Origin of the sequence: Breznakiella homolactica, from assembly GCF_016616095.2 — a bacterium.
Lineage (GTDB): Bacteria > Spirochaetota > Spirochaetia > Treponematales > Breznakiellaceae > Breznakiella > Breznakiella homolactica.
The window spans coordinates 3,819,687-3,831,736 of the sequence record NZ_CP067089.2 but is presented as its reverse complement, the minus strand read 5'-3'; the positions used below and the strand labels follow the sequence as shown (position 1 = coordinate 3,831,736).

11 protein-coding genes are annotated in these 12,050 nt (G+C 50.0%); 2 read left to right on the top strand and 9 right to left on the bottom strand.

What is annotated here, in order from left to right; genetic code table 11:
• Window positions 1-99: 99 nt before the first annotated feature.
• The 6 genes from JFL75_RS17235 to JFL75_RS17210 all read right to left on the bottom strand — a co-directional run bounded on the left by JFL75_RS17235 (window position 100) and on the right by JFL75_RS17210 (window position 4,896).
• Window positions 100-798: a CPBP family intramembrane glutamic endopeptidase gene (locus tag JFL75_RS17235; RefSeq protein WP_215627912.1), complete on the bottom strand. Its 699-nt coding sequence runs from the start codon at window positions 796-798 to the stop codon at window positions 100-102.
• 199 nt (window positions 799-997) lie between these two features.
• Window positions 998-1,507: a hypothetical protein gene (locus JFL75_RS17230; RefSeq protein ID WP_215627911.1), complete on the bottom strand. Its 510-nt coding sequence runs from the start codon at window positions 1,505-1,507 to the stop codon at window positions 998-1,000.
• A 100-nt stretch (window positions 1,508-1,607) separates the two neighbouring features.
• Window positions 1,608-2,276 carry a hypothetical protein gene (locus JFL75_RS17225; RefSeq protein WP_215627910.1) on the bottom strand — a complete coding sequence of 223 codons (669 nt, stop codon included), beginning with the start codon at window positions 2,274-2,276 and terminating at the stop codon, window positions 1,608-1,610.
• 82 nt (window positions 2,277-2,358) lie between these two features.
• Window positions 2,359-2,817: a hypothetical protein gene (locus tag JFL75_RS17220; RefSeq protein WP_215627909.1), complete on the bottom strand. Its 459-nt coding sequence runs from the start codon at window positions 2,815-2,817 to the stop codon at window positions 2,359-2,361.
• A gap of 67 nt (window positions 2,818-2,884) precedes the next feature.
• On the bottom strand, window positions 2,885-3,895 hold the full coding sequence (locus JFL75_RS17215) for a GGDEF domain-containing protein (RefSeq protein ID WP_223292694.1): 1,011 nt from the start codon (window positions 3,893-3,895) through the stop codon (window positions 2,885-2,887).
• The gene (locus JFL75_RS17210) at window positions 3,892-4,896 is read right to left on the bottom strand and encodes a cyclic nucleotide-binding domain-containing protein (protein ID WP_223292693.1); all 1,005 of its coding nucleotides are present in this window, start codon (window positions 4,894-4,896) and stop codon (window positions 3,892-3,894) included. The genes JFL75_RS17215 and JFL75_RS17210 overlap by 4 nt, the downstream gene beginning before the upstream one ends.
• A gap of 134 nt (window positions 4,897-5,030) precedes the next feature.
• Between JFL75_RS17210 and JFL75_RS17205 the strand changes: the two genes are divergently transcribed.
• Window positions 5,031-7,340, top strand: coding sequence for an ATP-binding protein (locus JFL75_RS17205; protein WP_215627906.1), 2,310 nt, complete (start codon window positions 5,031-5,033; stop codon window positions 7,338-7,340).
• Here the strand turns inward: JFL75_RS17205 and JFL75_RS17200 are convergent.
• The 3 genes from JFL75_RS17200 to JFL75_RS17190 form a co-directional block, all read right to left on the bottom strand.
• Window positions 7,324-8,247: an AEC family transporter gene (locus tag JFL75_RS17200; protein ID WP_215627905.1), complete on the bottom strand. Its 924-nt coding sequence runs from the start codon at window positions 8,245-8,247 to the stop codon at window positions 7,324-7,326. The two genes, JFL75_RS17205 and JFL75_RS17200, sit on opposite strands and share 17 nt — an antisense overlap.
• A 265-nt stretch (window positions 8,248-8,512) precedes the next feature.
• Window positions 8,513-10,045, bottom strand: a complete 1,533-nt coding sequence (locus tag JFL75_RS17195) for an aldehyde dehydrogenase family protein (RefSeq protein ID WP_215627904.1) — start codon at window positions 10,043-10,045, stop codon at window positions 8,513-8,515.
• On the bottom strand, window positions 10,035-10,874 hold the full coding sequence (locus JFL75_RS17190; protein WP_215627903.1) for an SDR family oxidoreductase: 840 nt from the start codon (window positions 10,872-10,874) through the stop codon (window positions 10,035-10,037). Before JFL75_RS17190 ends, JFL75_RS17195 begins: the two co-directional genes overlap by 11 nt.
• 315 nt (window positions 10,875-11,189) lie before the next feature.
• Here JFL75_RS17190 and JFL75_RS17185 point away from each other — a divergent pair, with 315 nt between their 5' ends.
• On the top strand, window positions 11,190-11,654 hold the full coding sequence (locus JFL75_RS17185; protein WP_215627902.1) for a hypothetical protein: 465 nt from the start codon (window positions 11,190-11,192) through the stop codon (window positions 11,652-11,654).
• Window positions 11,655-12,050: the final 396 nt, after the last annotated feature.

The window sequence follows — 12,050 nt, the reverse complement described above, 5'->3', positions numbered from 1 at the left end:
CTAATCTCCGATCAAATACTTCATGTTTTTCGCACCTCCAGAATATCCGGCAAACTGCGCAGAGCATTTGCCGGGCGCCGCCGGGTGCTACAAAATCTTTTAATACAAAGAAAACATTATTATATTCCAAAACGCATGAATTGTTGTGATAGTATATATATTTTTATGTTTCCTAAATTCCATGCTGAATACTAATCCGATAAAAAATACCAATATTGTACTCGCGATACCTTGGTATATGTGATAAATCGAAAACAGCACATTACAGATAATGATGCAAACCCATTCGTTTTTTATTATCTTTCTAAGATTCAAAAATAAATAACTTCTGAAACATAATTCTTCCGTAAATGCCATCAGAATTATTGGAACAATATTCAGTAAAATCATTACTACATTGCTGCCTCCAATTTTAAATTGGTTTTCCATAACATCAGCGTCCGCTTCTTTTCCGCTTATGCTCTCGATGACATTTGATATCAACCCGATTATGAATAAAAAAACCAGAAACAAAGCCACCAACCGTAATAAAGAAAAAATAAATTCTTTTAGTTTTATTTTGGTAAAGCCGTAAAAAGCAAATGATTCGCCGCTGATAAATATCAGCAGTAAAACAGGAAAACTAACCTGAACAGCCATAATCAACCATGACAAAGCCGAGTAACCATTTAACTCAAAGGCTAACAAATCCTGATAATTATTCTGAAGGGCATAGGCTGATGAGAACAGGTTTGGAACAACCATAATAAACACAATCAACAGACACTTTAAAAGTATTACTGCTTTTTCGTTACGCATTTTAACCACACTGATAAGATTTTCACGGAATCAATTACCGCTATATATAATACGCATTTCCGGTTTCGCCTCATATTTTCCGGAAGCTGTTTTTAAAAAAAATCCTTTCGCCCATGGTTTTTGAAAAAATCTATTATGCTCTTATATCAAAGATCAAAAAATATAAACAGCGCCACTGCCGCTAAACTCACAACCGTCATCACATACAATCCGCAGAGAGGATTTTTATTATTTGGAATATATCCTCCTTATCGTTTTCTTTAAAAAAATGAATATTTGCATTCAGCCATTTTTTGAAAATTCCGCGTTCCGTAATGATTCTATCATCGTCTTTTTTATTTTGAATGTTTTTATGGGATCGTATTATTTTTTTCAAAATCGCCATAAATTTTTCTTTCTCATTTAATATTTGCCATAATTGTACGTTTTCTAAGCCTTGCATGATTTTAATTTCCTGTTCTATAGTCATTTTTTCCGGATAACTATTGATTTCATCAAATATTCTGAACAGCAATATTCTTTCTGCATTGTTCTTTTCTGCAAAAACTTCGGCATCCTTTATATTCTGCGGATATTCTGCCATCTTACCATTTTCATAATCATATATATGCTGAAAATAAAAACCATGTCCTAATAAATATTTTATTGTTTCCCATTTCTTCGTGTCTTCTTTTTTGGGTGGTTTAAATCTATAGGTTAAATCTTTCATTTCTCCATGACATTGGGGGCAGGTTCTTACATAAATATCTTCGGTTTTATAATAATTTATGCCAGTATTATATGATATTTGACAATTCAAACAAACTGATTTATTCCCCATAATTATCTTCAATTATATTACCAATATCTATAAATGGCACCGTGGGCATCAGCAATGACATTAAAATTATTTCTCCGGAACCGATTCTCTCTCCTGTCTTTCTTTCCCCCAGTATTTGCTGTGTCATAATATAAAGCATTTGCATATAGATATCATACATCTGTCCGCTTTTATCTATTTTTATTCTATTGGTATGTTCATTCGTTAAGAAAAAAAACAAATCAACTTTCTTGTCATCTTTATCAAAATGGACTCTTACATCGTCTGCACTGAATTTAATATCCCCATAAATAAATGGTTCGATAACTTCCAATGGCGGAATCAGTGAAACAGGATTTATGACCTCAAATTTCGGGGCCCGTGTTACTATTTCATCACATAATTTAAAATAATCCGGATTGCTGTTTGCGGATATGATGATATTCTTTCTTCCGTTTACAATATTATTCTCCAGAAAAACAGAAAGATTATTATTTATTTTCTGTATTTCATCATACAAATCAGTATAGAGTTCTTGATCAGTTTGTTTTGCAGATAAAATCTTATTCTCATTCTGCGAGATGTATCTCCAAAATGAGTCAATTTTTTCGTCAAGAGAATCAGCTAAGACGATAAAGGTTACGGCCATCAAAATAAAAGTACAAATAACCTTTTTCATTTTTGTCTCTCCGGAACTTTATATAGTGTTATGCCCAATGGTGCAAAAACATTTGCCAGGCGGCAATAACTTTGTGAACTTGTTAATTCTGAAAAAACAGCATGATATCCAAGATGTCATACTTGTTTATTTTGTGTTCCTCTGTTTTTCCATCATATTTTGAAATAATTGTTGTTCCGTTTTCCGAAATACCGGTGCATTGTATTGTTATAGCCCCTGCCCCGCGGAGTGAATATCTGTATTTATCCCCTGCGGATAACGCAAGTTCTTTATCTATAAGAATTGTCCCTTTTTTAATAGCTAATGTTTTCTCGCCCCCGATTTTATACTTGTCTTCATCTTTTATTCTATATAAATCTTCAGTCATAATACCGTCTATTTTGAGGATAACATTTCCCGATTCTATTTCGAGCAAAACTGTTTTGCGGTCATTAACCTGAAAACCGCTACTTGTATAATATGCCGGCGAAGAAAAACAGCCCGTTAACAACGAGACCAGCAAGCAACAAAACATTCCTGGAATAATATTTCTTTTGCTCATTGCAGTCTCATAGTGTTTATCCATTTGAATGGGACTAGGTGGAGGCACGGAAAACGCGGACGGCCGGTTATCCCGCCAGTTCCACCCGGTCGCGGCCGAGGTTTTTTGCCCGGCGCAGGGCGTCATCGGCAACCACCACCAGCCCTTCCCGGTTTTTGGCATGGGTGGGGGCAACGGCGATACCGATACTGGTCCGCACCTGGAGCCCGACCTTTTCCGCGGCGCCGGGTTTTCTCGGGACAGGCACCACCCTGTCCGAAACGGATTTCCGTATTTCCTCGGCAATCGACTTTGCGTCCCTGCCGTCCGTGTCCGGAAGCAGAATAGCGAATTCATCCCCCGACAGCCGGGCCGCGATATCCCCGGGACGCATAAGCCCCCGGATGGTTTCCGCCACGGAAACGATAACCGTATCCCCGCCCTGCACTCCGTACCGGTCGTTTATTTCATGAACCCGGTCGAGGTCCATCATGACCAGAGCCATTTTCCGGAGCCCCACCGATCCATGGTCGAACCGGTCCTTGAGAGATTCCTCCAGAAATCTCCGGTTGTAGAGTCCCGTAAGTTCATCGGTGATTGCCCTGCGGCGGGCGGTTTCACCCCAGCGCATAAGGTCGTTGAGGTGTTTGGATGTCTGGTCGAGCCATATATTCTGAACCGCGCCTATGGCTTTGAGGAGCTTTACCCCGATCATGGGGTGTTCAAATACGATACGGTAGAAATCAATCCCCTGGAGCACCATAAGATCCGATTCTTCCCTGGCTACGATGGTAGCCGACCGGGGCTCGTTGGCGATGACCGACATTTCACCAAAAAAGTCCCCCGGGGAAATATTGAACATCCAGCGCTTCGTTCCGTCGGACTGGGAAACAAAGGCCGCGAGCTTACCGGACAGGAGGATAAACATTTCCTTTCCCGTGTCGCCTTCATTAAAAACGGCTTCATCCTTGGCGATATGTTTCCGTTCGAGAAACGCGGTGACAGCGAAAAACTCCAGCTCGCTCATATTGGCAAAAAGCGGCGATTTCAGGAGTGAGGGATCGTTGATCGGCGAAAGAATACGGTTCAGCTTACTCACGGCACACTGGTCCTTTCCAGATGAACGATAGTATTCCCTCCTGACTTCCATGTGTCAAGGAGCAGCGAATACGTCCCCAGAAACAGGGCGTCCCATTTGGGCTCATCCTCCGGCCAGATTCCGTAGACCACGGTACCGGTAAAACGGAATTCCGGAAGTCCCGGCTCCTCCGGGACCGGATCCAGGCCGGCGATCGCCTTATGGAGTTCCCGGACAATACGTTCCGCCAGGGCGGCGCCGCATTTGGTTATCAGCAAACCGACTTCATTGCTTTTAAAGCGCAGAGCCCAGCCTCTGCCGAGCTTCCGGGTGATATTCTTGAGTACCATGGCAATACGAACCATGGCTTCATCGCCGGCGCCGTGTCCCCGGGCATCCACCAGAGCCTTGAAGCGGTCCGGTTTCAGCATTATGAGGGCGGTGGGCTCCTCCAGAATTCTGTTTATTTCATCAATTAAAAAGGACTGCTTCCAAAGGCCGGTACCGGGATCCTCATAGGCGCGCCGCTGGAGTTCATGAATCCAGGAAATATTCTCCACAATAGTTTTCTGGGTCGTTTTTATACGGGATGTAAGCATCACAATGGAACTGAGAAGAATCCGCGAAACGGTGTGGGGAGCTTCCCGGGCGAGCATGTCCATGGTCAGACCCGGCCCCGGAAAAACGATCAGGACAGTGTCCGCCGACGCCTCCGCGCAGGCGTCGTAGCTGGCGCCCCGGGCAAAGTCGAAATCACCGATGGTATCCCCCGGATCAAACTCAGCCAGATCATCCTCGCCTCCGTCGGGCCTGGTTTTGAAAATCCGGACAGAACCCTCCCGGAGCACAAAAAACCGTTCGGCCTTGTCCCCGGCGGAAAAGAGCCGCGCCCCCCGGCGGAGCTGAAGTATTCCGGAGCGGGAATTGATATACGCGAGGTCCTTTTCAAGCAGAGATGAGAACAGCTCCGTCTTCTCTATAGGCGATGTGTCGAATATATGGGATGTATGAACCTTTCCCAATTCCATCCTCCGGTCCGCTCCGGAATCCGAATTCCGAGGCCGCTGTATCCTGATACTAAGTATATCACATCAACGGCATGGATACATCCGTTAATTAAATTGCATGAATTTCGTATCTCCTGTATGATACTACCATGGTTTATAAGAGAAAAGTATGTATTTTTAGTATATACCTGCTCTTTATTATACCTTTTCATACACTCACCGCCGGTCCGCGCCAGGACCGGTCAGGACCGTATTATACCAATCTGCAGCAGTTTCCGGTATATATCCGGGAAGGTTTTGACCGGGAATTTACCACCAAGGTTCCCGCCGGAGACCTCGGCCCGTGGATCTGCTATAGGAATGACCCCGAAAATCCCGGCCCGCTGCAAATAAAAAACCTCGATTTTCCGGATATCCGGAATCCCCATTTCCTGTCCCCGAAGCGTCTGCCCGAACGGGAATTCACCCTGCTCATCCCGTTTTCTTTAAATGCCCGCCAGGCTATTCCGGGAGATACCCCTCCGGTACTGGGAGTTTTTCTGGCGTCCCTGGGAGACAACTGGGAAATCTACCTTAATGGATCACTGGTCCTCTCCGAAATACACCTCGACGATGCGGGACGCATCAAATCCCACCGGGCGCAGCGCAAAGTCTCTTTCCCCCTGGACAGTTCTATATTTACCCAGGGAACGAATATCCTGGCATTCCGTATTGTGGGGGATCCCAATTACAAAAACGTAGGCTTTTATTACACATCGCCGTACTATATTGATGAATATACTACTATTGAAAAAAACCATGACGAACTTATGACCGCGACCCTGTGCGGTATCTATGTATTTGTGGGAATATACCACTTCTTCGTGTTTCTGAACCGCCGGCGGGACCTTCACAATTTATATTACAGCCTTTTCTCAGTAACCCTGGGAACATACCTGTTTGCCAGAACCAGGGCCGCCTATGGCATCATCGCCGATACCCTGATACTGTCCCATATTGAACTGGCCAGTCTTTTTATGGTGGTGCCTTTTATCGGGGCGTTTATAGAAAGCCTCTGCATCCAGCGGGTCCGGAAGTTCACCATGGGATACGCTGCTTTTTTCGGGCTTCTGGCGGTTTTGCAGATGCTGGGGCCGCCCAGTTTCGCCGATGATGTGCTGCGGATCTGGCAGATACTCGCCCTGGCGGTGGTCATTGTATATATTTTCTGCTACGACATCGGATATACCTTTTTTTCCGCCGGATACCGGCTCTGGAAACAGAGCGGAACCGGGGAGCGGTTTGCGCATTTGCTGCGGATATACAGAGACTTACTGATTAACCATCCCGTGGGGAATCTGATTATCGGCACAATCATCCTGTTGGCCACGGCGGTTTTCGATATTCTGGATTCAATGTTTTTCCATTACGGTATCGTCCTGACGCAGTTCGGTTTTTTTGTATTCACCATCGGGACCACCCTTATCCTGGCCCGCCGTTACGGCTTTGTGTACGGCCAGCTCAACCTGGCCAACAGCAACCTCGAGGAACGGGTGAGGGATCTTACCGAGGCCAATGACCGTATCAGAAACAATGAGCATAAATACCGGAGCCTCTTTGAAGGAACCAGTGATCCCATGCTGCTTCTGGATGAAACCATGCACATCAAAGACTGGAATACAGCAGCGGCGGGTTTCTACGGTCTTTCGGATTTCGATTTTGATGGTTCCCCGGACAAAAGCCCGACACTTCCGGACCGGCTGTACAAGGACAGCCGCGAACGGGATTCCACCGCGGAACGGTTTCGGCAGTATATCAGGGAACTGAAAACCTCCGGGGATCCGGTCGAAGTTCCGGCTTCGGTAAAAAACCCCATCGGCGAATTCAAAAACTGTATTCTCAGGATGGAATACATCCCCTCCCTGGGGGGCAATGAAATACTGGTCAGGGCACGGGTCAGCCATAAGGAAACCATGACCGAGGCGTATGTCGAAGGAAACGCGTGTTTCAAAATTGAAAATACCCTGGGCGCGGCGGACGAGGTAAGCCGGCATGCCCGGAGCCGTCTATCGCGGTACCTTCCCGCGGAGGAAGCGGATTTCGCGGCCATCTGCCTCAGGGAAATGGTCCTTAACGCTATCGAACACGGCAATCTCGAAGTGAGCTATGATGAAAAAAGCGAACACCAGAAAAACGGAACCTATTTTGATTTTCTGGAAGAACGCATGGAGGATCCCCGGTTCAGGGACCGCCGGGTTTTGGTCGAATATTCCATAAACTCACGGCGGGCGGTTTTTTCCGTGACCGATGAGGGCAAAGGCTTTGACTATACCCGGTATACCAGCGGGCGTGAATCCGCCCCGGATCTGCTGGAACACGGCAGGGGAATACTGATTACCCTTTCAGCCTTTGACCGGGTTACGTATTCCGGCAGGGGAAACCAGGTCACCCTGGAAAAACAGTTCACCCCAGAGCATTGAGGACAAATACCGTAAGCGGGATTGTTCCGATACAAAGCAAGGTTGAAAGAAAAACCAGGGAACTGGCGTCTTCGGCATTGGTGCCGTAGAACGAGGCAAATATGGATGTGTTCGCCGCCACGGGCATGGCGGTAATAATAACCGAAAGCATCAGAAGGTGGCCCCGGATTCCCAGCGCATACAAGATACCGCCGATCGCCGCCGGCAGCAGTATGAGGCGGACCAGGACGGTGACGTAATTCTGCCAGCGCCCGAGAACTTTCCGTATATCCGCCTGGGCCAGGGTAATACCGATTACCACCATTGACAGAGGCGATGTGATGTCCCCGATCATTGACAGACTCCGGTACAGCGGCCCGGGCATGGAAACCGACAGCAGAAAACAGGCAAAGCCCAGTATCGTAGCGATGACACAGGGATTTATAAAAGTCCGCCAGGACAGCTGCAGAGGCCGTTCGCTTTCACGGGCAATGAGCCACGCGCCGATGGAATAGGCAAACAGGTTAAAGGGCACATTGTACATGGAGAGGTGGAACAGGTACGCCGGCCCCAGGATTACTTCCACCACAGGATAGCCCATAAAGCCGACATTTGAGAAAACAACGGCATACCGGTGCACGCCCCGTTCCCCGCCCTTAAGCCTCAGCAGGTTCGGATAAAACGCCGCTAAGGCAAAGGAGATTCCGTAGATCACCAGGGAAACCCCCAGGGCAAGCCCGGCTTCCCCAAGCAGTTCCATGCTGAAGGGTTTCTGGAAGGAAATAAAAATTACGCAGGGAAGGCTGACCTTGATTATAAAGGAAGAAAAATGGCCCGACGCCGCGGCGTCCACCGCCTTGAGCTTCGCGGCAAGGTATCCGATGACTATCAAAATAAACAGTACTGCCACATGGCCGGCGACATTCATGATTAGAAAGAATATCAGAAGAAGGCTGTTAAACCTAGGGGAGTACAGTGTCTTTCAGGCCGGAACGCACCCGGAGAGTACTGGTGCCGCGGGGCCTGTCATAGGGGAATGGGTTTGGCTCCTCGTCGGCCTGCGGCCTCGAAAGTCGCTCAAACCCATTCCCCTATGACACCCGGCGTTACCATCACGGCCGGGTGCGTTCCGGCTTAACCGGCTCGGTGCTGCCCTTCGCGGGGGGTGCGGATTTTTTTTAAAACGGCTGCCGTTACTTTTCCCAATACCGGAAAAATATCTTCATGACTCCGGGCAGCGCACCGATCCTCCGGCCGATGCTGCTTCCGGCCACCGCGGTGAGGATTGCCCCAAGGCCGCGGTAGACTTTTTCCGAGTACGGCTGCCACCAGATATTCTTTTTGATCCCCGGAAGAATTTCATCCACCACCACCTTGGGTTTGACCATTTCCATAAGGCCCATGGCGCCGTGGGTGCGGCCCAGCCCCGAATCGCCGAATCCGCCCCAGGGGGTTTCCGCCAGTCCGTGAGACATGAGGTGGTCGTTCACCATGATTGCCCCGGCGTTCATTTCCCGGGCGATTTCCTTTGCCCGCCGCCTGTCCCGGGACCATACCGAACCGGTCAGACCGTAGCTCGAGGCGTTGGCGATTCGGAGAGCCTCCCGGTCGTCCTCCACGGGGATAACCCCCACCACCGGACCGAAGATTTCATCCATCATAATAGGCATTTCGTCGGTCACATTGGTCAGGATCATGGCAGGGGCAAAGAGACTGTCATCGCCAAGGTCGGCCCCGGGGCTTTGCGCCGCTATCCGGGCGCCCATATCGAGGCAGGTTTTAATCTGCCCCCGGACAGCTTCCTTCTGGCGGAGGGTGGTCATGGGGCCCATGTCGGAATCCATAGATGAACCGATCCTGAGCGCCCCGACCAAAACGGATAGTTTTGCCAGAAACGGTTCGTATACAGCCCGGTGCACCAGAACCCGCTGCACCCCGCCGCAGGACTGACCCGCGTTGGAAAAACCCGCCCAGAGGATACCCGCCGCCGCCCGGCCGAGGTCCGCGTCCTCCCGGATTACGGCGGCGTCGGCGCCGCCCAGTTCCAGCACCAGGGGAAGCAGCCGGGGCGCGGCCAGGGCCATGAGCTCCCGTCCCACGGCGGTGGAACCGGTAAAAAACAGCTTATCCACACCGCCGCTGATAAACGCCGGCCCCGCTTCCTTTCCCGGAATTTCAACATAGGAAAAAAGCCCCGCCGGGAGTCCCAGGGAAGAAAAGATTTTATCCAGAGCGCGTCCGATGCCCAGGGTATCCGACGCGACCTTGAGAACCACTCCGTTCCCGGCCAGAAGGGCCATGACTATCTCCGAAAAGGGAATGGAAAAGGGATAGTTCCAGGGGGAGATGATCCCGACCACCCCATACGGCCGGTACTCCATACGGCTTTTTTTGTTGAACATGAAAATACTGCCGCCCCGGATTGTCCGGGAACGGAACACCCGGGGTGCCTGTTTGATGTAATACGCCATAGCCATGGCGGCAGGAAGCAGTTCCGTGGCCAGGGCATCGAGTTTTACTTTTCCGTTTTCCCGGCTGATCAGATCGGAAAGCTCCTCCCCGTGATCGGCCAGATACGCGGCCACCGGCTTGAGAATCTTGGCCCGCCGGGATACGCTGAGCCGACCCCATTCCCGCTGGGCTTCCCGGCCGGCGCTGATCCGCGCGGCCACATCGGCGGAGGACACCGCGGGAGGAGCCATTTCTTTTTCAGTGTTATTGCTCATTGTTTTCTCCGTTTGTTTTTCCGTCCCGCCCGGTAAAGTCATCCATAGAATTATTGATTCCGAAGAAATCAGCCATAACATCGAAGGCCCCCGCGGGGAGCAGGCGCAGCACGTATACGCCATACACAAACCGGGGCATAATGAGCCGCTTTTTATTTTTCAGAATCGCGGAGACGATACGCCGGGCCGCGTATTCGCTTTTGAGAATCGGCAGCAGCAGCGGAACCTTGGATTTTACCCCTTTGAACATACCCGTATCGATATAAAAAGGACATACCACGGTGGAGGAGATTTTTTTCTTCATCCTGCGGAGTTCCATACGCACCGATTCGTGAAACCCGAAGGCGGCGAATTTACTGGCGGAGTAATCGGCGAGCCCCCTGACACCGATGATCCCCGCGGCGGATGAAATGGTGACTATATGGCCCCGGTTTCGTTCAATCATGCCGGGAAGAAAGGCCTTGCATGTCCAGAACAGGGGAGACACATTTACTTCCATGGTTTTGATGATTTTCTCATCCGGGGTTTCCAGGAAGGTAGAACCCGAAACGACCCCCGCGTTGTTGATGAGAATATCCACGGGACCGGACTCCCGGAGCACCGTGTCGGCGGCGGCGTACACGGATTTCCGGTCGGAAACGTCACAGGCCATTCCGGTAATGGCCAAACCGCGGCTCCGGGCTTCATCCTCAAGCGCCTTGAGGGACTGGGGATTGATATCCCAGGCAATTACACGGGCCCCCCGCTCCGCCAGGGAAAATCCCACCAGACGTCCTATGCCGCTGGCTCCGCCGGTAATCACAACCAATGCATCCTTGATGTTCTTCATAATTTCATAATTGTAGTATTAATTGCCGGGTTTTTCAAAAGTGAATTTCCGGCTTGGTGTGACTTCCCGTTACGGATGGAAACATTTTTACACAGCTGCCAGTCTTCCCGGAGCCGGCCGTCCTGCACCCGAAGATAACCGCTATTTCATTATATAACAAATAGTTATAAGCGAAAACGCTGTGCGATTAAAAATTTACCAGAGTTGGCACGGTTATTGCTTAATATATGTAGTGGTCGTTGACCGCTGAATAATCAGGGTTGTAAAGCCCGTATTGTAGTAACCAATTGTCGCATTACGCGAGAAGGAGTTTTTATGAAACGCATAGCAATTATTGTCGGAATGGGATTGATCGCCGCCGGAGCGGTATCGGCTCAGGCATGGGGGCCCCGCGGAACCCCACCGGGTCCGGCTCCGCAGGTCCAGCCCGCGGAAACCACCAAGGTCAGCGGAAAGCTGGCGCTGGTTAACGGCATGATAGCCGTCCAGGACGGCGGCACCACCTATTACGTAAACGGACTCGGCCGCCTGGTCGGATTTATTGACGGCCTCAAAGAAGGCGCCACGGTCAATCTCGAAGGGTATGCCTTCCCCATCCAGGGTGCTCCCGAGTACCAGCATCTGCGTTTGACATCGTTTACCTTTAACGGAAAAACCTATGATATGGCCGCCATGTACGGTCCCGGAGCAAACGGCCCCGGTCCCGGTATGCACCACAACCCGGGAATGGGAATGCAGCACCACAATAATACCCGCGGTATGCACAACGGCCGTTGGTAAAGCGACCTAATCCTCCTAGGGAGGCGTGTCCCCGGTGTGCCGGGACACGCCTCTTTTTTTATCCCTTTTAAGTAAAATTACGAACCAACAGCCTGGCCGGCCGTCACATCCGCTCCGTACCCTAACCGTACCCGAAACGTACCACTACCGCTTAAACGCCTTCGCGGAGGCTTGAATAAGGCTGACCAGCCCCTCTGCGGGACGGTTTTGTTAAGTACCAATATTTACCCAGGATAGATTTTCACCGCCCAGGAATCAGAAGTGGGGGCAGCGAAGAAGCGTTTGTGCCGCAAAGCGGAACAAACCTTCGGAGCGAGGGGGAGCAGCCCGCCCTGACCGGGCAGCACAGAGCCGGTTAAGCCGGAAAGCACCTGGGCCGTAACGGCAACGCCGGGT